Source organism: Pseudomonas sp. LBUM1662, assembly GCF_059695915.1.
This window is the reverse complement of the sequence record NZ_CP166793.1, coordinates 3,895,879-3,917,069: the sequence shown is the minus strand read 5'-3', so window position 1 is coordinate 3,917,069 and position 21,191 is coordinate 3,895,879. Positions and strand designations below refer to the sequence as shown.

Annotated in this window: 22 protein-coding genes; 14 read left to right on the top strand and 8 right to left on the bottom strand. The window is 53.5% G+C overall.

All coding sequences use genetic code 11. The features are described 5' to 3' along the window. Positions 1 to 59 precede the first annotated feature (59 nt). Positions 60 to 1,037: a zinc-dependent alcohol dehydrogenase family protein gene (locus ACA049_RS17475; RefSeq protein ID WP_497328529.1), complete on the top strand. Its 978-nt coding sequence runs from the start codon at positions 60 to 62 to the stop codon at positions 1,035 to 1,037. A 48-nt stretch (positions 1,038 to 1,085) separates the two neighbouring features. Here ACA049_RS17475 and ACA049_RS17470 read toward each other — a convergent pair whose 3' ends face one another. Then, positions 1,086 to 1,751 (bottom strand): glutathione S-transferase family protein, encoded by a 666-nt coding sequence (locus ACA049_RS17470; RefSeq protein WP_212621873.1) that lies wholly within the window; start codon positions 1,749 to 1,751, stop codon positions 1,086 to 1,088. Between the two features lie 150 nt (positions 1,752 to 1,901). Between ACA049_RS17470 and ACA049_RS17465 the strand changes: the two genes are divergently transcribed. Next, positions 1,902 to 2,813: a LysR family transcriptional regulator gene (locus ACA049_RS17465; protein WP_150734415.1), complete on the top strand. Its 912-nt coding sequence runs from the start codon at positions 1,902 to 1,904 to the stop codon at positions 2,811 to 2,813. Here ACA049_RS17465 and ACA049_RS17460 read toward each other — a convergent pair. Beyond that, the gene (locus ACA049_RS17460) at positions 2,810 to 3,445 is read right to left on the bottom strand and encodes a TetR/AcrR family transcriptional regulator (RefSeq protein ID WP_348127062.1); all 636 of its coding nucleotides are present in this window, start codon (positions 3,443 to 3,445) and stop codon (positions 2,810 to 2,812) included. The genes ACA049_RS17465 and ACA049_RS17460 overlap by 4 nt on opposite strands. A gap of 110 nt (positions 3,446 to 3,555) precedes the next feature. On the opposite strand from ACA049_RS17460, the gene ACA049_RS17455 reads away from it, so the two are divergent. Genes ACA049_RS17455 through ACA049_RS17445 form a run of 3 tightly spaced genes read left to right on the top strand, consistent with a single transcriptional unit; the run spans position 3,556 to position 4,906 of the window. After that, positions 3,556 to 4,158: an NADPH-dependent F420 reductase gene (locus ACA049_RS17455; RefSeq protein ID WP_348127059.1), complete on the top strand. Its 603-nt coding sequence runs from the start codon at positions 3,556 to 3,558 to the stop codon at positions 4,156 to 4,158. A 41-nt stretch (positions 4,159 to 4,199) separates the two neighbouring features. Next, entirely contained in the window at positions 4,200 to 4,529 is a 330-nt protein-coding gene (locus ACA049_RS17450) for a YciI family protein (protein WP_092280719.1), read from the top strand. 47 nt (positions 4,530 to 4,576) lie between these two features. Beyond that, positions 4,577 to 4,906, top strand: a complete 330-nt coding sequence (locus ACA049_RS17445; RefSeq protein WP_092280721.1) for a YciI family protein — start codon at positions 4,577 to 4,579, stop codon at positions 4,904 to 4,906. A 62-nt stretch (positions 4,907 to 4,968) separates the two neighbouring features. On the opposite strand, the gene ACA049_RS17440 is transcribed toward ACA049_RS17445, so the two are convergent. Continuing rightward, positions 4,969 to 5,544, bottom strand: coding sequence for a TetR/AcrR family transcriptional regulator (locus ACA049_RS17440; RefSeq protein ID WP_150734413.1), 576 nt, complete (start codon positions 5,542 to 5,544; stop codon positions 4,969 to 4,971). A gap of 167 nt (positions 5,545 to 5,711) precedes the next feature. Here ACA049_RS17440 and ACA049_RS17435 point away from each other — a divergent pair, with 167 nt between their 5' ends. From ACA049_RS17435 to ACA049_RS17420, 4 genes are all read left to right on the top strand, one after another. Then, complete coding sequence (locus tag ACA049_RS17435; RefSeq protein ID WP_092280725.1) at positions 5,712 to 5,990, top strand: LysR family transcriptional regulator; 279 nt, start codon at positions 5,712 to 5,714, stop codon at positions 5,988 to 5,990. A 141-nt stretch (positions 5,991 to 6,131) separates the two neighbouring features. Beyond that, positions 6,132 to 7,391: a multidrug efflux RND transporter periplasmic adaptor subunit MexE gene (mexE, locus tag ACA049_RS17430; protein WP_348127051.1), complete on the top strand. Its 1,260-nt coding sequence runs from the start codon at positions 6,132 to 6,134 to the stop codon at positions 7,389 to 7,391. A gap of 12 nt (positions 7,392 to 7,403) precedes the next feature. Then, entirely contained in the window at positions 7,404 to 10,595 is a 3,192-nt protein-coding gene (locus ACA049_RS17425) for an efflux RND transporter permease subunit (protein ID WP_348127048.1), read from the top strand. Then, positions 10,595 to 11,995, top strand: coding sequence for an efflux transporter outer membrane subunit (locus ACA049_RS17420; protein WP_212621877.1), 1,401 nt, complete (start codon positions 10,595 to 10,597; stop codon positions 11,993 to 11,995). Before ACA049_RS17425 ends, ACA049_RS17420 begins: the two co-directional genes overlap by 1 nt. A 48-nt stretch (positions 11,996 to 12,043) precedes the next feature. Here ACA049_RS17420 and ACA049_RS17415 read toward each other — a convergent pair whose 3' ends face one another. Continuing rightward, on the bottom strand, positions 12,044 to 12,940 hold the full coding sequence (locus tag ACA049_RS17415) for an NAD-dependent epimerase/dehydratase family protein (RefSeq protein ID WP_348127043.1): 897 nt from the start codon (positions 12,938 to 12,940) through the stop codon (positions 12,044 to 12,046). 63 nt (positions 12,941 to 13,003) lie between these two features. On the opposite strand from ACA049_RS17415, the gene ACA049_RS17410 reads away from it, so the two are divergent. From ACA049_RS17410 to ACA049_RS17400, 3 genes are all read left to right on the top strand, one after another. Further along, positions 13,004 to 13,966 (top strand): LysR family transcriptional regulator, encoded by a 963-nt coding sequence (locus ACA049_RS17410; RefSeq protein ID WP_497328528.1) that lies wholly within the window; start codon positions 13,004 to 13,006, stop codon positions 13,964 to 13,966. A 206-nt stretch (positions 13,967 to 14,172) separates the two neighbouring features. Continuing rightward, positions 14,173 to 14,835 (top strand): EF-hand domain-containing protein, encoded by a 663-nt coding sequence (locus tag ACA049_RS17405; RefSeq protein WP_497328527.1) that lies wholly within the window; start codon positions 14,173 to 14,175, stop codon positions 14,833 to 14,835. Positions 14,836 to 14,872: 37 nt separating this feature from the next. Then, positions 14,873 to 15,487, top strand: coding sequence for a glutathione S-transferase family protein (locus ACA049_RS17400; RefSeq protein WP_497328526.1), 615 nt, complete (start codon positions 14,873 to 14,875; stop codon positions 15,485 to 15,487). Positions 15,488 to 15,596: 109 nt separating this feature from the next. Here ACA049_RS17400 and ACA049_RS17395 read toward each other — a convergent pair whose 3' ends face one another. From ACA049_RS17395 to ACA049_RS17380, 4 genes are all read right to left on the bottom strand, one after another. After that, on the bottom strand, positions 15,597 to 16,646 hold the full coding sequence (locus ACA049_RS17395; RefSeq protein WP_497328525.1) for an SDR family oxidoreductase: 1,050 nt from the start codon (positions 16,644 to 16,646) through the stop codon (positions 15,597 to 15,599). Between the two features lie 693 nt (positions 16,647 to 17,339). After that, a complete protein-coding gene (locus ACA049_RS17390) occupies positions 17,340 to 18,155 on the bottom strand; it encodes a hypothetical protein (RefSeq protein WP_497328524.1) in 816 nt (271 codons plus the stop codon). A 119-nt stretch (positions 18,156 to 18,274) separates the two neighbouring features. Further along, the gene (locus ACA049_RS17385; RefSeq protein ID WP_497328523.1) at positions 18,275 to 18,673 is read right to left on the bottom strand and encodes a GNAT family N-acetyltransferase; all 399 of its coding nucleotides are present in this window, start codon (positions 18,671 to 18,673) and stop codon (positions 18,275 to 18,277) included. 85 nt (positions 18,674 to 18,758) lie between these two features. After that, positions 18,759 to 19,286, bottom strand: a complete 528-nt coding sequence (locus ACA049_RS17380) for a hypothetical protein (protein ID WP_497328522.1) — start codon at positions 19,284 to 19,286, stop codon at positions 18,759 to 18,761. Between the two features lie 558 nt (positions 19,287 to 19,844). Here ACA049_RS17380 and ACA049_RS17375 point away from each other — a divergent pair. Both ACA049_RS17375 and ACA049_RS17370 read left to right on the top strand, forming a co-directional pair. Next, on the top strand, positions 19,845 to 20,054 hold the full coding sequence (locus ACA049_RS17375) for a hypothetical protein (protein WP_497328521.1): 210 nt from the start codon (positions 19,845 to 19,847) through the stop codon (positions 20,052 to 20,054). 165 nt (positions 20,055 to 20,219) lie between these two features. Continuing rightward, entirely contained in the window at positions 20,220 to 21,176 is a 957-nt protein-coding gene (locus ACA049_RS17370) for a HEPN domain-containing protein (protein WP_497328520.1), read from the top strand. Positions 21,177 to 21,191: the final 15 nt, after the last annotated feature.

Sequence of the window (21,191 nt, the reverse complement as noted above, 5' to 3'; positions counted from 1 at the left end):
GCGATCACTATGATAGGTGCCCGGCATGGACATTTAAACCCTCACGCAGGTACTCCCACATGAAAGCGATCCAGATCAACGCTTACGGCAACCCCCTCGAAAGTCTGGAGTTGGTCGACATCGCTGAGCCACCGCCACCCGGACCGGGCGAGGTGCTGATCGGTCTAGAGTTCGCCCCAGTTAACCACAACGATTTACTGTTGTTTGGCGGTAAGTTTCCGGTGCATCCGCCATTACCGAGTGTTGTCGGCAACGAAGGCGTTGGTATCGTGTTGGTCGTTGGAGCGGGCGTGGACAATGTAAAGGTCGGGGATCGCGTGACGCCACCGCTCTATAGCTTTACCTGGCGCGAGCGGATGGTCATTCCCGCCGCAGATCTCTTCGCTTTGCCCGTGGACGCGGATATTCAGCAGCTCGCCATGTTGCGTATCAATCCGCCCACAGCGGCACTTTTGCTGAGTGAATTCGTTGACCTAAAACCCGGCGATTGGGTGGTGCAGAATTGCGCGAACTCCGGGGTGGGTAGGGCGGTGATCGCCATCGCCAAGGGGCGCGGGTTACGGACGGTCAATTTTGTGCGGCGACAGGAGCAAGTCGCTGAGGTGGAAGCGGCTGGTGGAGACATTGTTTTGGTGGATGAAAATGATGCGACTGAGCGCGTTCAAGACATGGTCGGTGACGGTGCAGTGCGCTTGGCGCTCTGCGGCATCAGCGGAGTGGCGACTGCGCGATTGGTTAGCGCGTTATCGGCTGGGGGATCGCTGGTCAACTACGCACAAATGAGCGGCGACATGTCTGCACCGGGAGATCTCAGGCCGCTGATGAGAAAGAGCATCACGATGCACAACTTTTATCAGAACAAACCCGCATTCAGGGTGAAAGTGCCTGAAATATTGCATGAAGCGGTCGAGTTGATCAGATCCGGAAGTCTGCAAGTACCGGTTGCAAAGGTGTATCCGCTGGCAGCCTTTAAGGACGCCATCGTCCACACTCAAAAAGGCGGCAAGGTGTTGTTAGAGATCAACGGGGCTCACTGACGGTTTGGTTGAGGAGGCGCCGATGTTCGGCGCCCCCGCACAGTCAGATCAGAACGTGATACCGAACGCGGAAAACGCGCGGTCCATGCGGTCGTCCAGCAGCTCTTTGGTTTCTTTCCAGGCCGGAACTTCATCCAGCAGGCGTTGCTGCCAAGCCATGATGTTCGGGAATTCATCGTACGGCGTTTTGGTTCTGGCCATCTGCGAGAACGGTGCTGCGATATCGAAGTCCGCCAGCGTCACCTGGTCACCGACGATGTATTTTTTGCCTTCGAGGTGTTTGTCGAGCATGGCGGCGTTGCTGCGGATGTTGGTGAAGATGAACTCGACCATAGTCGGGTCTTCCGCCACGCCCATCACGCGTTTGCCGATGCGTTCGTTGAACAGGTAGGACGAAAATACGCGCCAGTGTTCAGCGGACCAGAACATCCACTGCAAGGTTTCATACCGGGCGGTGCCCTTGGGCAACAGCGGCGAGTCGAACTTCTCCGCCAAGTAGAGGTTGATGGCCGAAGCTTCGGAGATGACGATATCGCCATCGACCAAGACCGGTACGCGACCGACCGGGCTGATCGCCAGAAATTCCGGCGCTTGGCTTTCGCCTTTCAACAAGTCGACCGGGATATGTTCGAACTGAATGCCCATGTGTTTTGCAGCGGTCCATACGCGGCGAAAACTGCCGGAACCACTGTCGCCGTAGATGCTGATGGTCATGACTGACTCCATAAAACTGAATGTTAAGGGCGTTGCGCAGAGCCAGACTAATAGAGCGGTTCAAAAGTGATAATTGGTTGGCCGGCGATAAAATTTATCGCCGGCCGGAATATATATGCAGGCCGGGTATGACAGCGGTAGAGGGGCGGTGTGGACAGATTTTCGGCGTTAGAAATCTTCGTGAGGGTTGTCGAGATCGGCAGCTTTTCGCGCACGGCGATTGAGCTGTCGATCAGTCAATCTACGGTCAGCAAGCAAATTACCGATTTGGAAAAACAGTTACAGGCGAAGCTATTTTCACGTACCACCCGCCGGTTGTTTTTGACCGATGCCGGTGAGCGGTTTTATGAGCAGGCGAAGCTTATTCTTGAGCAATACGCCATGGCTTTAGGAGATGTATTCAATACCCGTCAGACGCCTTCAGGCACCTTACGTATCGCTACACCAATTCTGCTCGGGCGAAAGCAATTGACTCCGTTACTGCCGCGCTTTTTCCAGCGCTACCCCGACATTGTGTTGGAGCATTTCCTGAGTGATTCGGCGACAGATCTGATTCGCGATGGCGTAGACGTGTCTATCCGCGTTGGCGAAATGAAAGATAGCTCTCACCAAGCGCGAAAACTTGGTGCTCTGCAACCGGTCACCGTAGCCTCGCCGGCGTTCCTGGAGGACCATCCAGCGATTCTTCATCCTCGCGATTTGGCTCGCGTACCGTGCCTGATTTACCTGCGCAACCCGACGCCTTTCGAGTGGACGTTCAGCGATGTCAACGGTGAGATAGTGTCGGTTGAAGTTCAGGGATCCTATCGGGTGAACGTGTTTGAAGCGCTTTGCGAAGCCGCGATCGCAGGGCTTGGAGTTTTGAGAGCGCCATTGTCGGCCTGCGGCGAGGATCTGGAGGCCGGTAGATTGGTTAGGCTCCTGACAGATTACGACGCCGCTTTCGTTCCCATCTATGCGGTGATGCCTGCCTCATCCTGGATCCCACAGAAGACCCGCGTGATGGTGGATTTCCTAGTGGAAGAGTTCCAGAACAATCCGTGGCTTAGAGGGCCAGACTAAAGCTCTGGGCCAGCTGGAAACGCTTGCATGGCGACCTGCACGATCTCCAGAAGTTGGTCAGAAGTTGCACCATCTCTGGCTTGCACAGCCAATCCTCGGGCCAGCACATTGAAGTAGGCGGCTAATGCTTTGACATTGGTGTCGGCGGACACGTCACCTTCATCGATGCCGCGCTGAATCCTCGCCTCCATTGCATGGCGTGCCATCGATCTGTGCTCGGTCATCATTTCGCGAACCGAATGCAACGCCGGAGGAACGTGAACGCATGCTACGGAAATCATGCAGCCAGAGGGTAGATCGTCTCGGGTGAACTCAGTAGCGGTCGCCTCCATCAATCGTCTGAAGGCGGTTCGCGTGTCAGTCGCATCATTCAAGATGCCGAGAAACCACTCACCTGACGCTGCCAGATAGGCATTAGTCGCCTCTGCGTAGAGCTGCTCTTTACCCCCAAACGAGTTGTAAAAGCTCGACGCACTGATTCCCATAACCGCAATCAGGCTTTCGAAGGATGTGCCTTCGTAGCCCGACTCCCAAAACAATTTCATTGCTTGGTGTACGGCAATCGCCCGGTCGAAATTCGATGGCCGCCCGCGACCACGTTTTTTGGGTTCAGATAATTTTGGTTCAATCACTCCAATATTCCTTGACGAGGGGATTTCCATCGCCATAGTATTGCATATCGGAGTGATCACTCCAAAAAACATTTCCCCCGATTTAACGCATCGCTTATGAGGTCGCTTTTATGAAAATTGGGATGTTGGGCTCGGGCACTGTGGCGCTGTCCATTGCTAAGCACGCGATTGATCAGGGCCATGAGGTCTTGCTGAGTAATCGCAGCGGAGCGACTAAATTGGGCGATGCACTGTCGCAGTTGGGGCCTAAGGCTTCCGTCGTCACGCTCGCCGAAGCCGCCGCAGCACCAGTGGTGCTGCTAGCTACGCCTTGGACAACTATCAAGACAGTTCTCAACGGACTGCCAGCTTGGAACAGCCGAATCCTAATTGATGCTACTAACCCGTTTTTGGAGACAACGCCCGAGTGGGTGTTTGACGACCTTGGAGGGCGTGGCGCGAGTGAATTTGTTGCCGAACTGGCACCGGGAGCGAGGGTGGTTAAGGCGTTCAACAATCTTGAAATGGCTAACTTCAATGCTGGCCCCGTCCACAACCAAGGCCGAAGGGTGCTGTTCGTGTCAGGCGATGACAGCGAAGCCAAAGAATTCGTGACCGAGTTTATTCACAAAATTGGCTTTCGCACCGTCGATCTCGGTGGACTCCAGGAAGGTGGAAAAATGCAACAGGCCGGCGGCCCTCTGGCCGGGCACGACTTCTTACTCCCCCAATAATCATTCTTTCTAAACAAACTATCCTTCTGGAGTGCAAAACGATGATTGACGAAAACGGGCCACACTATTTTGTAGCCTTTCACACCCCAGGGCCGAAATGGGTACCGGGCGTGAAATACAACGAACAACCTGAGTTTATGACTCATGTGAATTACATGATCGAACTGCATCAGAAGGGGCTGATTGTGCTCAGCGGCCCTTTCATGGAAAAGGCGGGCGGGCTCAATGGAGTGTTGGCAAACGGCGGCATGTCGATTTTCAAGGCCGCTGATTTTGAAGACGCAAAAAAAATCGCCGGCGACGATCCAACGGTCAAGTCCGGCTTCCTAAACCTCGAAGTCAAAATGATGTGGGTCCCATTCCATACCTGACAGCACATCGCTTTTGAATCCCCCATTTTCCTTTTGGAGTAACAATCATGATTGACGAAAACGGCCCGCACTACTTTGTCGCCTTCCAATCGCCGGGCCCGAACTGGGTTCAAGGCGTTAAGTACAACGAACAGCCTGGGTTCATGGATCACGTGGGCTACATGATCGAAATGCAGGAGAAAGGTCTCACCGTGCTCAGCGGGCCGTTCATGGAGAAAGCCGGTGGCCTCAACGGTGTGCTGGCAGACGGTGGCATGACGATCTTCAAGGCCGCTGACCTCGAAGAAGCCATCAAGATCGGCACTGACGATCCAACGGTTAAGTCAGGCCTACTGAATGTCGAAGTGAAGATGATGTGGGTGCCGTTCCATACCTGATAAGCCCAGGAAGACTCATATGATGTTCTTCGGGGTTTAGTTTTCATCCTTTGAGCGGCGCTTTACAGCCCGCTCTTTTTTTCAGGCGCGGCAGGCCAGCCACTGATGACCGACTGCAAGAACTGTTCAGATAATTGAGGGCTGTCCAGCGCTCTGGCAATCAGCATTGCACCAGCGATTGAGGAAAGTATGCGAAGAGATTCCCGGTACTTCTCGTCATGAGTTTCGCCTTTGACCAGCGCCATCAGCGTTTCAATCAAGTCCTCAATACCTTTGGTAAACGCACTGCTGACTGCACCGCCAGTGCGAGCGACGTCTGCACCTAAAGCGGGGATGGGGCAGCCCTCCATCCAGTTATCTAGATGCGCTTGCGTCAAGTAACCCTGTATGAGTTCCGAGATGGATTTTGCGCTCTGCCACTCCTGGATGTTTGACTCGAATGTTCTGCTGACGGCTTCCGATGCTAGCTGTTCCTTTCCGCCAGGAAACTGTCCGTAAAATCCGCCATGGGTCAGACCCACTGATCGTGAGAGTTCACCAATTCCAATTCCATCTATACCTTTTTCGCGGTATAGGCGGGATGCAGCGGTGAGGATCGCCTCCTTATTCGCCGCCGCTTGTTCTTTCGTGACTTTCATGAGGTGTTCCTCTAGGACAGGCGAACCTGCTTGAACCGGTTTGCTACGATGCTAGCATTGATTACGGTGATCATATAACGTCGTAGACGAACGTCTATCGGGCCTCCGCGATGCTAGGTGCGTCCCGAGTCTGCGACTCTAGTCAAATCTATACGGGGATCTGTCCCATGAAACGTAATGAGCTGCGCAGTATCGATTTGAATCTGCTTGTTGTCTTCGAAACGCTCATCCAGGAACGTAACTTAACTCGTGCAGGTAAGAGACTATCGCTCGGCCAGCCAGCGGTGAGCGCTGCGTTGATCCGACTTCGTAGGCTGTTCAACGACCCATTGTTTGAGCGCAATGGTCGCACAATGGTGCCAACGCCTAGAGCTTTAAGTGCAGCGCAAATGCTGGGCCCGGCGCTTGATTCTGTTTGTGTTGCTCTTGCGGATACCAAGGGTTGAACAGGGCCAATTCTTCTTTCGGCTCTAAACATGATGCCTATCATTAATAGTGATACCTAAGTTCACTCCGTTCAATTCGTCGAGGCCTCGCGTGAGGCCGAGAATCCAGAAATCCCTAAACCCGTCTGGCGGACACATCCCATGGAACAGTCACTAAAACCTTTGCGTTATCCTTTTGCTGCGTTGGCCCTGACAGTTCTGGCAGCGTGTGACCGCACACCTGATGCAGCGTTGGCTTCAGCAGCGCCACACGTCACCGTTGCCAAGGTGCTCGAACAGCCCATCACCGAGTGGGATGAAGTCACCGCTCGACTGGAGGCGCCAGAAACCGTCGAGGTTCGTCCTCGGGTTTCGGGTCAGATCGACCGTGTGGCCTTCACCGATGGTGCGCTGGTAAAAAGAGGTGATTTGCTTTTTCAGATTGATGCACGTCCGTTCGAACATGAAGTCCATCGCATCGAAGCGCAGCTGCAACAAGCCCGAGCAACTTTGGTTCGCACAGGCAATGAAGCTCAGCGCGGCCAGCGCTTGTTAAGCAGCAACGCGATTTCCGCAGAGTTAGCCGACACTCGCACTACCACTGCACAAGAAGCGCGGGCCGGTGTCGATGCCATTCAGGCGCAGTTGGATCTCGCACGCTTGAACCTCAGTTTCACCCGCGTTACCGCACCGATCACCGGTCGAGTCAGTCGGGCGGAAATCACCGCCGGCAACATCGTCACCGCTGACACCACGCCGCTTACCAGCGTTGTCTCCACCGATAAGGTCTACGCCTATTTCGATGCTGACGAGCGCATGTTCCTTAAATACAGTCTGCTTTCCCGCCAAGGACAGCGCGGTCAAGCCACTCCGGTGTACATGGGCCTGTCAAACGAGGAGGGCAACAGCCACGTTGGGCAGATGAACTTTGTCGACAACCAGGTCAACTCGAAAACCGGCACTATTCGCGGCCGCGCGGTATTCGATAACGCTGACGGTCAGTACACCCCCGGACTGTATGCCCGTTTGAAGTTAGTCGGCAGCGCTGCCTACCCCGGCTTGCTGATCAAAGACGAAGCGGTGGGGACTGACCTCGGCAAGAAGTTTGTGCTGGTCGTCGATAAAGACAACAAAGCTGTCTATCGCAGCGTCGATCTGGGGCCAAAGCTTGAGGGGCTGCGCATCGTTCGCAGTGGTTTGCAGAAAGAAGATCGCATTGTCATCAACGGCCTTCAACGCGTTCGTCCTGGCGCGGTGATTGATCCGCAGGATGCGCCAATGGCTAGCCCGGAAACGGTTGCCACACTGGCGAGCCAGCGTCAGGCAATTGAAGCCAGTAATCGTCCCGTCATCCAGTCGCCCGTCTCTGTCAAATCACCCGAACTGGTGAAGACGGAAACTGCGATTTCGCCTCGCGGTTAATGGAGATCTGACATGAAATTTTCCCAGTTCTTCATTACGCGGCCAATTTTCGCCGCCGTACTGTCTCTGCTGATTTTAATTGCTGGCACTATCTCGCTGTTCCAATTGCCCATCAGCGAATACCCCGAGGTGGTTCCTCCGACCGTGGTGGTCCACGCCAACTATCCGGGTGCCAACCCAAAAGTTATTGGGGAAACGGTGGCTGCTCCACTGGAGCAAGCCATTACTGGCGTAGAGAACATGCTGTACATGTCCTCGCAATCAACCGCTGACGGTCGCCTGACTCTGACAGTGACCTTCGCCCTCGGCACCGATCTCGACAACGCCCAAGTTCAGGTGCAAAACCGCGTGACCCGCACCGAGCCAAAGCTGCCGGAAGAAGTGACGCGCATCGGTATTACCGTCGACAAAGCCTCGCCTGAACTGACGTTGCTGGTGCATCTGGTATCGCCGGACAAGCGCTACGACATGCTCTACCTGTCGAACTACGCGATCCTAAATGTAAAGGATGAATTGGCCCGTCTGAACGGTATCGGCGACGTGCAGTTGTTCGGCATGGGCGACTACTCACTGCGTATTTGGCTCGACCCGAACAAGACCGCCTCGCGCAATCTGACCGCAACTGATGTAGTCAACGCGGTGCGTGAGCAAAACCGTCAGGTCGCTGCTGGGCAACTCGGTGCGCCACCGGCGCCGAATGCCACCAGTTTCCAAATGTCGATCAACTCCCAGGGACGGCTGGTCACTGAAGAAGAGTTTGAAAACGTGATCATTCGCAGCGGTGCCAACGGCGAAATAACGCGCCTGAAGGACATCGCCCGAGTTGAACTCGGCTCAAACCAGTACGCTTTGCGCGCCTTGCTGAACAACCAGGAAGCGGTAGCGATGCCGATTTTCCAGCGCCCCGGTTCCAACGCCATCGACATCTCTAACCAGGTGCGGGCGAAAATGGCCGAGCTGAAGAAAAACTTTCCGGAAGGTATGGATTTCGAGATCGTCTACGACCCGACTATCTTCGTTCGTAGCTCGATTGAGGCGGTGGTCCACACCCTGTTCGAAGCCCTGATTCTCGTGGTGCTGGTGGTGATCCTGTTCCTGCAAACCTGGCGCGCCTCGATCATTCCCTTGGTCGCGGTGCCTGTTTCGCTGATCGGTACCTTTGCCGTGATGCACCTGCTCGGATTCTCGCTCAACGCCTTGTCGCTGTTCGGACTGGTATTGGCCATCGGTATCGTGGTCGACGATGCGATCGTGGTGGTGGAGAACGTCGAGCGAAATATCGAGGGCGGGCTGGAGCCGATCGAAGCGACCAAGAAAGCCATGGGCGAAGTGACGGGGCCAATCATCGCCACGGCATTGGTGCTCTGTGCGGTATTCGTACCGGCGGCGTTCATCTCTGGCCTTACCGGGCAGTTCTATAAGCAATTCGCGTTAACCATTGCCATCTCGACGGTCATTTCGGCATTCAACTCGCTGACCCTTTCGCCGGCACTGGCGGCGGTATTGCTCAAGGCCCACGGCGCGCCGAAGGATCGCTTCTCGAAAGTGCTCGATCGTTTGCTAGGTGGCTGGTTGTTCAGACCTTTCAACCGCTTCTTCGAAAAGGCCAGCCACGGTTATGTGGTGGCAGTAGCCAAGATCATTCGGGGCAGTAGCGTTGCGTTGCTGATTTACGCTGGCCTGATCGCGATGACCTACATGGGCTTCAGCACCACCCCAACCGGGTTCGTGCCGACGCAAGACAAGAAGTACCTGGTGACCTTCGCCCAATTGCCAGACGCCGCCAGCCTGGATCGCACTGAAAATGTAATCCGTCGCATGAGCACCATCGCCATGAACGAACCGGGCTTCGACAGCGCCGTGGCGTTTCCGGGCCTGTCGATCAACGGCTTCACTAACAGCCCGAACGCCGGTATCGCGTTCATCGGGTTGAGCAACTTCGAAGAACGCACCGACCCGAGCCTTTCGGCGATGGGGATTTCCGCATCGCTGAACGCCAAGTTCGGCGGCATCCAGGACGCCTACATTGCGGTGTTCCCGCCACCACCGGTACAAGGCCTGGGTACCATCGGTGGTTTCCGTTTGCAGATCGAGGACCGGGGCAACTTGGGCTACGACGAGCTGTACAAGGAAACCATGAACATCATCACCAAAAGCCGCTCGGTGCCGGAATTGGCCAACCTGTTCACCAGCTACACGGTCAACGTTCCGCAGGTCGAAGCAAACATCGATCGCGAGAAAGCCAAGACTCACGGCGTGGCCATCAGCGATATTTTCGATACCTTGCAGGTCTATCTCGGCTCGCTGTACGCCAACGACTTCAACCGATTTGGTCGCACGTATCAGGTCAACGTTCAGGCTGAACAGCAGTTCCGCCAGGAGCCTGAACAAATCGGCCAGTTGAAGGTGCGCAACGACCGTGGCGAGATGATCCCGCTGGCGACCTTCGTCAAGGTCACGCCCACCTCCGGCCCGGACCGGGTGATGCACTACAACGGCTTTATCACAGCGGAAATTAACGGCGGCGCGGCACCGGGATACAGCTCCGGCCAGGCTCAGGCTGCGATAGAAAAACTGCTCAAGGAGGAACTGCCCAACGGCATGACCTACGAGTGGACCGACCTGACCTTCCAGCAGATTTTGTCCGGCGACACCGCGTTGCTGGTGTTCCCGCTCTGCGTACTGTTGGCGTTCCTGGTACTGGCAGCACTGTACGAAAGCTGGAGCCTGCCATTAGCGGTGATTCTGATTGTACCGATGACCCTGTTGTCGGCGATTGCGGGGGTAATCATCTCCAAGGGCGACAACAATATCTTCACCCAGATTGGGCTGATCGTACTGGTGGGCCTGGCGTGCAAAAACGCGATCCTGATCGTTGAGTTCGCCAAGGACAAACAGGATCAAGGGCTGTCGCCACTGGACGCGGTGCTTGAAGCCTGCCGTATGCGTCTGCGCCCGATCCTGATGACTTCGTTTGCGTTCATCATGGGTGTGATTCCGCTCGTGACATCGACCGGTGCCGGATCGGAAATGCGCCGTGCTATGGGCGTTGCGGTGTTCTCCGGGATGCTCGGCGTGACCTTCTTCGGCTTGCTACTGACACCCGTGTTCTTCGTGTTGATCCGTCGCTACATCGAACGCAAAAACGCCCGCAAGGTTGCCAAGGCTGAGCAAACCCACGCTTCGAATCCGGAGGCACACTGATGAACACTCTTAAGCTTTTTTTACCCAGCCTTCTGGTTCTAGCCCTCGCTGCCTGCACGGTAGGTCCGGACTACAAGGCACCCGATACCGCTCCCGCGACGATCGCGGCAGCGCACACCAGCCAGTACGATCAGTCGCGATTTGAAACGGTATGGTGGCAACAGTTCGATGACCCCACGCTCAATCAGTTGGTGAGCAAGTCCTTGCAAGGTAACCGCGATCTTCGTGTTGCGTTCGCACGCTGGAAAGCGGCACGGGCGATACGCGATGACGTCAGCAATGACAATTTGCCGGTGGTCACAAGCCGTATTAGCAGCGAGCAAGGGCGGGCTCAAGTGCCGGGCCAAACGGAGCGCCGAGTCAATCAGGAACGTTACGATCTTGGTTTGGACATGGCTTGGGAAGTCGATCTGTTTGGGCGTATCCAGCGTCAACTGGAGTCCAGTAATGCGCAGGAGGGCGCAGCAGCGGCCGATCTATACCAATTGCGCGTGACGATGATCGCCGAATTGGTGGACGCCTACGGACAACTGCGCGGCGCCCAACTGCGAGAAAAAATCGCCTTGGCGAACCTGAAGAACCAACAGGACTCGCGCACTGTGACAGTTAGTCTGCGTGATGCCGGAGTCGGAAATGAACTCGATGTAGTACGGGCCGATGCGCGTCTGGCTGCTGTCGAGGCAACTGTTCCGCAGCTACAAGCGGAGCAGGTGCGGCAGCAAAACCGCATCGCCACGCTGTTGGGTGAGCGCCCGGATAAATTGAGCGTATCGTTGGCCCCTGCGGATTTGCCGGCCATCGCGAAAGCGCTGCCAGTCGGTGATCCAGCCGAGTTGCTGCGCCGGCGTCCGGACGTGCTCGCTGCCGAACGCAGACTGGCATCCGCCACTGCGGATATCGGCGTGGCCACCGCAGACCTGTTTCCGAGGGTGAGCTTGAGCGGCTTTCTGGGTTTCACCGCTGGTCGAGGTTCGCAGATTGGCTCCAGTGCTGCCAGAGCCTGGGGGCTCGGACCAAGCATCACCTGGGCGGCATTTGACTTGGGCAGCGTTCGCGCACGCATTCGTGGTGCCGACGCTGACGCCGAAGGCGCCTTGGCCACCTACGAGCAACAAGTTTTGCTGGCTTTGGAAGAGTCGGAGAACGCATTCAGTGATTACGGAAAACGCCAACAACGGCTGCTATCGCTGATCCGGCAGAGTGAGTCGAGCCGTGCAGCAGCTGATCTGGCAGCCATCCAATACAAAGAAGGGACCGTGGATTATCTAGTGTTATTGGACGCACAGCGTGAGCGCCTCAACGCCGAGGATGCTCAGGCGCTCGGCGAAACCGATCAATACCGTGCGATCGTTGCGATCTACAAAGCACTGGGAGGAGGCTGGGATAGCGATAAAGGTTGATCAGGCCCCTAAGTCTCAGCGATTTGCATCGCTGAGACGGTTTGTTAATCAGAGCCCTTGTTCAACTGCTTGCTCAAGCGACGGACCACTGGGTTGCCAATCCAAAAGCTTGCGCGCGTTGATGGCGCGTACACGTGCGTTTGTCGCCAGCGCAATCCGAGCGAAACCACCCAGTTCAGACATCGCATCATTAATGTCCCAACTTAGGGTTTTGCCTTCGAAGCCAAGGGACTTGCTCACTGCGCGCGCGATTGATTGGAAGGTGCTTTCACCATTCTCTGCAAAGAAAAATGCTCCGGATGGCGCGCGTTCCAAGGCTGAAAGGTAAAGATCCACAAGGTCGTTGATGTTGACGTTGGACCAGATAGTTTTGCCGCTGCCGATGTAAACCCCGGCACCCAGTTCTTTGGATTTCGCGACGATTTTGGGTAATTGGTCACTCACGACTTTCATGCCTAGGCCGTTGCCGTAAACCGTGGACGGGCTGATTACAAATGCGCGCAAACCTTGGTTGACGCCCGCAGTCCTGACCATGCGATCGATTTCAATTCGGGGGACGCGGTGCAGCATGGGTGTGAAAGGCTGATCATCTCCGTAAATGGCCTGACTAGGTTCACCTCCCATCGCGTCGTCACAGACGATGCTGGCTCCGCTGGTATGGATGAGGGTTTTCCCGGTACCGGCCAACGCAGTGATCAATGCTCGAATGGAGAAGTAATGATCTGAGTTCGCGGCATTGATAGTGGCGTCGGCGGAGCGCGCGACCTCTTGAAGCAAATCGGCGTCATCAAGCGTTCCGATCTGCGCAGCAATGCCCCGCGCTTCCAACCATTCAGCTTGTGCAGGCGTCCTTACCAAACCGATAACCTCATGTCCGTTTTCGACCAAGCGGTGGCTGATGGAACCGCCTAAGTACCCCGATGCTCCAGTGACAAATACCTTCATCTTCAATCCTCTGTGGTGACGTTTTGGCTCACCACGCTTGTGCATCACCGCGCGGCGCAAAGCGTGTTGAAGAATGGTGCGGTATTCGCAAAATGGGGACTATCGGGTGATTTTGAATATCACCTATCCGAGATCAAAATGAGTGATCGTTTCCAAGAGTTAAAGGTGTTCGTGAGGGCGGCTGAGACAGCGAGCTTTTCGGCGGCAGGCCGGGAGCTTGGTTTATCTCAGCCCTCCATCTCCCGAATAATTTCTGAACTCGAATCAAGATTAAATACGCGGCTATTGCTGCGTAGTACCCGTCGAATTGTGCCAACGGAGGCCGGACAGGTTTTTTTGCAAAAAGCACGGCAGATTCTGTTTGATCTGGAGGAGGCCGACCACGTCGCAATGGGGATGGACAGCCTGAAAGGTGTACTGCGAGTGGCGCTGCCCTCCATCCTGGCGGGAAGGATTGTCATCCCCCAGTTGCCGAAATTTTTGGCAATCCATCCTGAGCTGAAACTGGAGCTTCTGACGTTGGACAGAATGCATGACCTAGTCGCTGAAGGCGCTGATATGGCGATCCGTTTTGGCGAATTGGAAGACTCGTCATTTGGTTTCAGGCGACTCGCGATTGAGCACAGGTTGTTGGTTGCCTCGCCATCCTTTTTGGATGCATTGGGCACTCCTCAGCATCCATCGGATCTGGTGAATTTTCACTGCATTGCAGGCCCTGGCGGGTCAGCAAGTCCGGGCTGGAATTTCAGCCGTGATGGTGTATCGACTGTGGTGAAGATGTCACCGCGTATCCGTGTCGCTTCGGCAGAGGCTGCCTTGGCCAGCGCTTGTTCGGGGCTAGGATTGACCATTGCGTCTGCTTGGATCTGTGAAGCTGAGCTGGACTCTGGGCAACTGATTTCGGTGTTGCCGGACTGGTCGCTGGATTCAATTGAGGTCAACGCCGTTTATCCCGCCGGACGGGTACCTTCGCAAAAAGTACGGCTTTTCACTGAGTTTCTTTCAGACGTAATGCAGTCGCTCTGAGTGGCAACAAGCAGGGTTGAGCTGTAAAGCTTGTGGGCCTTACTGGATGCTGCTCTATTCAATCGCGTGAATCCGATATTCCGCTCCCCAAAAAGAAAAAAGCATTGCTGATTTTTTCATTGAGCTGGTAGATTCTCCTTAATAATAGCGATCGCTATCAATGTTGTTGATAGTCCAACGTAAGCTCAATGGTGGGGCCTTCCAGCATGTCAGTCTCAAGCGTCAGCAATGCAGCCGGTACATACTCTCAACAAGCCTTGTTTACTTCCAGGCCGACACCCCAGACAACCGATGTAACTACAAATACTGACCGTCCAGCCGACGTCGTCAACGAACCATCTCCATCCACTGTAGTGACTCTAAGCGAGGCGGCGAAGAATCCTGCCTCTCAGGTTGATGCAGAGAAATTTCCGGGGCTTGCCGCTTACGCCCGAGGTGAGAAAAACATCACTCTTACCGTTGAGGAAGGGAATGAAGGCGTGCGTCTCGGCATCATCAAAGTTGGAGTAGACAAAAGCTCCATGCCGCTTAGCGAGGCTTGGGCGCCACAGCTTTTCGTCCAAGCAGGCGGCGGCAAGGATCTCGATCTCAGCCATTTCGTGAAGCAGCTAAATCGCGCTGGAGTCAGCGACGCCAACGCACAAATCATGTTCAAGACCTTCGACAAGTCTGGCGATGGCAGCCTTTCGCTTGATGAGTACTACGCCGGTATCAAGTCGGGCGGCAGCCAGAACACCGAACTGTTTCAGAGGCTCATCGACACCTACACACGCAATGCGGATGGCAGTGTAAACGACACCTCTACCAACCAGTTCCTGGCTCAGGGTTTGGCCGTAGCCACCGCGTTCTGGTCACGCCATAACAACTGACTCACAGCCTGGACTCTGAACTCTATAAGAGTGTCTTATGAACAATTTGATAGAGCTGTATGGCGCCAATACAGGAAACAGTTTTCGGGCTGCAATTGCGTTGGAAGAGGCGGGTATTGCCTACACTGCCAAAAAAGTGGATCTGTGGGCACATGAACAGCGCGATATACCTTACAAGGCTCTCAATCCTGCCGGTAAGGTTCCTACACTGGTCGACCATTCGGAGACGCCAGCGCTGATCATCAATCAGTCGAACGCGATCATCCAATACGCTGATGCTAAAGTTCCAGGTCAGCTCGCGCCAATTTGGCCCGGCCCAGAAACTGTCAGAGTTTTTGATCGCTACTTCTTTTTCGTGACTGACGTTATCGCTCCTAGCCACGCCGCATTCTTCCTACGTCAGGCGGGATTGGACGATGCCGCCGCTGTGATAAGCGAGCGCGTCATCGAGCAACTCATCTTTGCAGAGGGTTTTCTGACGGAGGAATTTATGGCCGGAGATCGTTTCTCTATGGCAGATATTTCTGCATTTACGATCGCTTCATCTGTTCGCGACCGTTTGGACTGGAAAAGCCATCCTCGACTGGCAGAATGGTTTCACGCCATCGAAGCAAGGCCCGCCGTTCAGCGGGGCTTGAACGCTTTCCAATAGTCAGGGAGAGTAAGTGTTGCTGGCGAGGTAAGGTTAGTCGCCAAGATCTCAACGTCTTGGCGTAGTTGTGTGGAAGAGTTTTTGAACGTCAATGTGGATACCAAACACATCACGGCAAAAAGCGTTTTGCTCGCAAGCTAGCAATCATTTCGAGCAACGCGACTTCTGTGTGCATAGGCTCTGTGAAACCGGCACGGCGAATCTTACCCATGTCAGATAACAGGTCCTGTTGGAAGTTGAATACAAAGTCTCCGAACCCCCAGTTCACTAACTGTGCATATGGTATGGGTTGCAAGTCGTGTTTCTCTGCGAGGTGCTGCCAAACATCTGCCTGATCAGCCATGTGTGTGCTCATCGACATCGGTTGTGGCTCATCGATCGGCAAGCCAAGGGCTTCACCCAGCTTCTTCCACAGGTGATTCCAGCGGAACGGTTCACCGACTAAGTTAAAGGCCTCATTGCGCGCACTATCGGCAGTTGCGGCCCATAGGCTTGCGCGTCCAAGCCAGCGAGCGTCTGTCAATTGAGCATATATTCCACGATAGGTGTGTGGCGAACCGGGGAATTTGAGTGGCACGCCGGCTTCGCGGCACAGTGCCGCGTAAACACCGATGACCATGGCGATGTTGAAAGGATTGCCAGCGATGTCGCCCAACACTGCATCGGGGCGCAAGATCGACCATTCCAGCTCGCCTGCCAGTTGGCGTTCACGCAGGACGTCCTCTTGGGCGAAGTACAAGTTCGCCGCCAAGTGCCGAGAAGCATCCTCGTAAAACGGTGTAGGAACCGGTCCACCCAGGTGCCCACCGTAGACTTTTGCACCCTGGTACAACACGACCCTTTGAACTTTCGCGCCGGCGGATTTCAAGCCGTCGAGCGCGTTGCGCAACATGGCCGCATTGGTTTGCGCCTCGATGAGGGCATTGCTACTGGGCTGATAGGCCGCGAAAAATACATGGGTGATATCGCTGGCATCCGCCAGTGCGGTCTTGGTAGCTGCTGCATCTGTGAGGTCGCACTCGATGGAAGCGACATCCGGGTTCAGACTGCGACGCAGGGCGCGGACACTCCATTGCGGATCTGCCACCAGGGTCTCCACAACTGCATTGCCTATGATGCCGCTCGCTCCAACGACCAAGGCATGAAGACGAATGCTCATGCTCAACCCTCCCTGATCATGGAGGCACATACATTGCGTGCTGCGAGCTGGGCGTTTGAAAGGTTATGGCTAAGGCTGAGCGACGGCACCATGGGAATTCCTGAATAGTTATGAAGGGCATCAAGCGATGAGCAGCTATGCTGCGTCATTCATGATTTCTTCGGTATCCACTACCCACGAACATCAGATATCCGAATATCAAATGAGTCGTGGTTTTCAGGAAGTGACACGGCTGAGGATTCGTACCATCTCGTGGCTTTTGGGGCGGCTTCTAGACTGACCGCTATTGGCCGATTGTCGCCCGGCGTGAAGGGCTGCAATGGGTCGATTTCTGCCTGTCACGAGGGGCAGAAATCGGCCAATCTCTGCCGGTCGTCATTTCAGCGTGCGCTGTGCAAATCGAATGCGAACAGCTTGTCAGCAGTAGTGCAATTTACTGGGTTGAGTTCATAGGCCAGGGGGCGGTCAAGAAGCCAGTGCAGTTTTGCACGGCCCGAGTGTCCGCCTCCAACCAGAAGCCGCTACCAACGCTAAGGTATTCGGTCGGCAAACTCATTGTTGGGAAAGACGGCACTCGTGAACTCCGCAGGAAGGCGCGTTGCAAGCTCCTTCCACCACGGTGAGACGTCCTCATTCATGAAAAGGATGGGATACATCTGGTCGTTAACGCAAGCCAATGCTCGCAGATAGGTATCAGCTAGACTTACTTTTTTTCTTTATGGTATGCAATTTAAACAATTCAAGAGCCTTGCTCTCATCAAGCATTATTTCAATGAGCCTAGCTGGAACTTCTTGAAACTTTAGACGCAAACACCTTGATCGCAAATCTAATTTTAGAAATCGACAAATTGGATTTTTACTAGGCTCCAAAAGCTTCAAGGTGTCACGCTTAGTGTTTTTAGTGTATATATCAATGCGTGAACGGTTTCTCTCTACCATAAATAAATCAGATACACCGAAACCTCTAATGTACTCACATTCGGATGAGGCAAAAGCGTACTTTAAGGTAGACCCTTCCTTCATGCACTTATTCATTAACTCCTTTAGCGGAGGACAAATTTCCTGGTAATAACATTTCACCTTTCTAAAAATTGCTTCTTCGCCATACTCACTTGCCAACCACGCTTTGGCAGCAACAGCACGGTGATTTCCTAATCTACAATAGATGGCACCACCCGTGAATCCTATCCTCAGCTCTAGAGACGAATTTGGAGCTGGGAACGATTTATCTAGGAGATCAGATGTAAAATAGCGAACGATATCATCGCGAACGTCATCCCATCCTTGGCAATGCAATCCCTGTGCAGCATTACGCCAACTGGAGCCTGGAGCGTAGAAATCTCGAGGCTTAAGAGCTATAAGGTTTTTGATTGGTAGATCAAGATAGCGTTCAATGCTACTTTTTCTTTGTGAGCCAAATGCTTCTATGACATCCGCATCATAGATCTCATCATCCATAATACCGCCTCTTAGAGTATTATTGGCGGAGGCGTGTATTTCATCTTTCATACTATTCTTGTGGTTCCTATTGTCGGGAGTATATTGCCGCTTCCCAAACACTAAAGATTAAGCTAGGGGGCGGACCTTAGCCCGTCCCAGCGAATGATGTGAGCGATTTTAGCGCATTGCTAACTGCCGATTATGATGCAAAATTTATTATAATCGTACTGTTTCGTGTTGTAGAAGGCTTTTGCCTTTTCCCAGAACAGGCTGCTTGCTGATGTTGTCTCGATAAAAACCTCTTTAAATCCTTTCTTTGCAAGGCACTCAATAGTTTTTTTGAGTAGATAAAACCCTAACCCTTTTCCTCTTTGTTTTAGATCTATGTAGAGTTTGAATATTTCTGCTGACTCATCTCCGAAAGGGCCTATTGCTGCTGCGCCAATAATCTCCCCGTTAGACTCTAGCGAAAAATGGTACTGAACCATGTTTCCAAAAATATCCACGATCCCAACATTTTTTTCCTTGGAGAGCTTGCTCTGTAAAACGTCCAGTTGTTCCTTGGTTGCGTTATCAATTACACGCATGGGCTTTCCTGAGATGGTTAGCGTTTAACATGATAGGCTCGACCCGGCTTGCGGTTGCGAGTCCTATCGATGGAAGGGTCAGGCGTCAGGTCGAGAAGCCGACCCATTGGTTTTGAAGGGAGTAGCGAAGCCACGTGTTCTCTCGTGCATGCAACCAGTAACCCACCCAAGAATTGTCGAGATCGAATTCGTTCAGGTAGTCGTCTCGCACCGATACCAGCACGCCCGAGAACGTTGCACTCGGATCGAAGATTAGCTGAATTCGATTATTAGCTCGGACGGTGCACCCGGACTGATGAAGGTTCAGATCCCAGGCGTAAAACCCATCAATATTGGACACAACATTCGGATTCTTTGAGGTGGCAACTCTAGGATTTAGGCTCGTAGTAACATTCGGATTGATACTTGAAGCGACCCGGTAGTTCAGGCTTGTAGCCACCCTTGGGTTGTGGCTGGTCGCAACGTTCGGGTTCAGACTGGTTGCAACGAACGGATTCTTGCTAGTCGCGACGTTTGGATTGAGTGACGTAGCGACATTTGGATTCAGCGATGTGGCCACGAAGGGATTGCGTGAGGTCGTGATCGCTGGGTTTCTGTTCGACGGAACGTTCATCTGAGACTCCTCATAACGCCCAACTATAAGTAGACGACACAAGCGGGGTAATGCCTCCCTCCACTTGCGTCTGATAAAGCTCCATGTCCATGGACGACTCCTTCAGTAGCTTGAAAGGCGCGGAGAAAAAGCGACATGATATGGATGGAGATTACGACGTCGCTCCCAACGTGTCCATGGCCTGTTTTTGACCGGCTACTGCCGTTCGTGTCCAGGCCCTAGCCATCTTCTTCGAGAAGCCGCTTCTAGCCGAAATAGGCCGCCTATTAGTCTAAAAAAAGCGCTAGGCAATGCTGGCGTTTTTATCACTCAGATCTATTCCTGCCTCTTTCCGAATCGCCCTGCTTTTGCAGACGCATTGAATCACTGCTTTTGGCCGTTTTCTGCCTGTCAAAGGTTTAAAACGACCTTAAGTGTCGCGACCCTACTGGAAGTCCATCCCGGGGCTTCCTTCATCGTCGCCATGCGGTGGGACACCACACGATCCAGTCAGTACCCCATGCCCGCCACGCCTCAATATTTCTACTGCTAAGCTGAAGCCTCCACGGAGGATTCGCAATGCCCAACTCAGACCTGCTCCCTTCTTTGCTGTTCAAAATCAACGAAAATCAGTTAGCCCTGGAGGCTGCCATCATGGAGCTGACGCTTTGGGTTGAGCAGCGTGGATCGGAGGAGGCCGGCGGCAATGTCCGTGCGGCCCTGCAAACAATAGACAAGAACGAGGAGTTCATCAAAATGAGCCTAGCTGTGCTCATGGCGCCGGAGTAAGCATGCAAAAAAAGCAGTAGCCAAAAGTTATCTGTCACTACCTAAGAAACCTCGGGAATTCGTGTAAAAAACAATCGAGCTCAGATGGAGGCGCACTGATATGGACTTACTATCTATGCACGAGAGCCTCCATTCACAGATCTCATCTACAAAGGAGCTTCTCCGGTGGCAAAATTTACATGGCCTGGTTATCCGAAGTCAGAAGCTGAATTTGAGCAGCTTATGGCCGCAATTGATGATCTCCTGGCGACGGAGGAGTTGAAGCCCTTTCAAAGACCACTTCATGTAGGACGAAAGTTCTGGGAAGCGTTCGGTTGGGGCGGGTTAGCTTTGCCGGCAGACGAATTGGCGAATCAGCCCGGATTTCAGGGCGATGTTCTGATGGCCAAAGCTCTTCGCTGGTATAAGGAGACGCTCGGAAATCGATTGAATTCCTATTTCGAATTGGGATATGTACCTGCACTACTTGGTCGTACAATTTGGCGCGTTCGGCTAGCAGGGTGGTATGGGACAGTAAATTTTTTTGCGGACAGAAATTTAAATAATAAAGGAATTAGTAAAGGAGCTAAGGCGACTTTGCCAAGCATGAATATATTGACGCTTGTTGAAGATTTGCCTCAAGGAATGGTTGATCGCCTTTCCAGTTCTGAGATCGAAGCTCACTTTAAATTTCATATGTTCGCAGTGGAAAGCATTCAGTGGCGAAATAATTTGCCCTGTACAAATATTTTGGCAGTTGCAAGAGACGACTATAATTGCTCCACCCAAGAGATCCTGGAAGATCGCTACGTCCAAGCCAGATGGGCCGCACAACAGTGCGTTGAAAAGACGCTGAAAGGTATACTGGAAATAGCTGGGTCGACCTATCCAAAGGGAGCGAAAGGTCATGATCTTAGCAACTTGGCGACCATGCTTCATGAAACGCATGGAGTGGTCATTAATGATCATTTAATTAAAATGGCGCATTGTGCAACAGGTGCCAGATACAAGGACGAGCCATCTACTCAGATTCAGGCGTTGCATGCAAATATAGCGGCACTGGGGATATATGATATTTTAAGTAAAAGTCCGCAAGTCGAGAAGCTGCTGGCTGCCTATTATGTGGAGCATCCTATTACTTAGTTTGGTGGTTTAAGT

Excerpts from the sequence above, each read along its gene's own strand:
- ACA049_RS17475 (WP_497328529.1), top strand. The coding sequence starts at position 60 with ATGAAAGCGATCCAGATCAACGCTTACGGCAACCCCCTCGAAAGTCTG.
- ACA049_RS17470 (WP_212621873.1), bottom strand. The coding sequence starts at position 1,751 with ATGACCATCAGCATCTACGGCGACAGTGGTTCCGGCAGTTTTCGCCGC.
- ACA049_RS17455 (WP_348127059.1), top strand. The coding sequence starts at position 3,556 with ATGAAAATTGGGATGTTGGGCTCGGGCACTGTGGCGCTGTCCATTGCT.
- ACA049_RS17450 (WP_092280719.1), top strand. The coding sequence starts at position 4,200 with ATGATTGACGAAAACGGGCCACACTATTTTGTAGCCTTTCACACCCCA.
- ACA049_RS17445 (WP_092280721.1), top strand. The coding sequence starts at position 4,577 with ATGATTGACGAAAACGGCCCGCACTACTTTGTCGCCTTCCAATCGCCG.
- ACA049_RS17440 (WP_150734413.1), bottom strand. The coding sequence starts at position 5,544 with ATGAAAGTCACGAAAGAACAAGCGGCGGCGAATAAGGAGGCGATCCTC.
- ACA049_RS17435 (WP_092280725.1), top strand. The coding sequence starts at position 5,712 with ATGAAACGTAATGAGCTGCGCAGTATCGATTTGAATCTGCTTGTTGTC.
- mexE (WP_348127051.1), top strand. The coding sequence starts at position 6,132 with ATGGAACAGTCACTAAAACCTTTGCGTTATCCTTTTGCTGCGTTGGCC.
- ACA049_RS17425 (WP_348127048.1), top strand. The coding sequence starts at position 7,404 with ATGAAATTTTCCCAGTTCTTCATTACGCGGCCAATTTTCGCCGCCGTA.
- ACA049_RS17420 (WP_212621877.1), top strand. The coding sequence starts at position 10,595 with ATGAACACTCTTAAGCTTTTTTTACCCAGCCTTCTGGTTCTAGCCCTC.
- ACA049_RS17415 (WP_348127043.1), bottom strand. The coding sequence starts at position 12,940 with ATGAAGGTATTTGTCACTGGAGCATCGGGGTACTTAGGCGGTTCCATC.
- ACA049_RS17405 (WP_497328527.1), top strand. The coding sequence starts at position 14,173 with ATGTCAGTCTCAAGCGTCAGCAATGCAGCCGGTACATACTCTCAACAA.
- ACA049_RS17400 (WP_497328526.1), top strand. The coding sequence starts at position 14,873 with ATGAACAATTTGATAGAGCTGTATGGCGCCAATACAGGAAACAGTTTT.
- ACA049_RS17395 (WP_497328525.1), bottom strand. The coding sequence starts at position 16,646 with ATGAGCATTCGTCTTCATGCCTTGGTCGTTGGAGCGAGCGGCATCATA.
- ACA049_RS17390 (WP_497328524.1), bottom strand. The coding sequence starts at position 18,155 with ATGAAAGATGAAATACACGCCTCCGCCAATAATACTCTAAGAGGCGGT.
- ACA049_RS17385 (WP_497328523.1), bottom strand. The coding sequence starts at position 18,673 with ATGCGTGTAATTGATAACGCAACCAAGGAACAACTGGACGTTTTACAG.
- ACA049_RS17380 (WP_497328522.1), bottom strand. The coding sequence starts at position 19,286 with ATGAACGTTCCGTCGAACAGAAACCCAGCGATCACGACCTCACGCAAT.
- ACA049_RS17375 (WP_497328521.1), top strand. The coding sequence starts at position 19,845 with ATGCCCAACTCAGACCTGCTCCCTTCTTTGCTGTTCAAAATCAACGAA.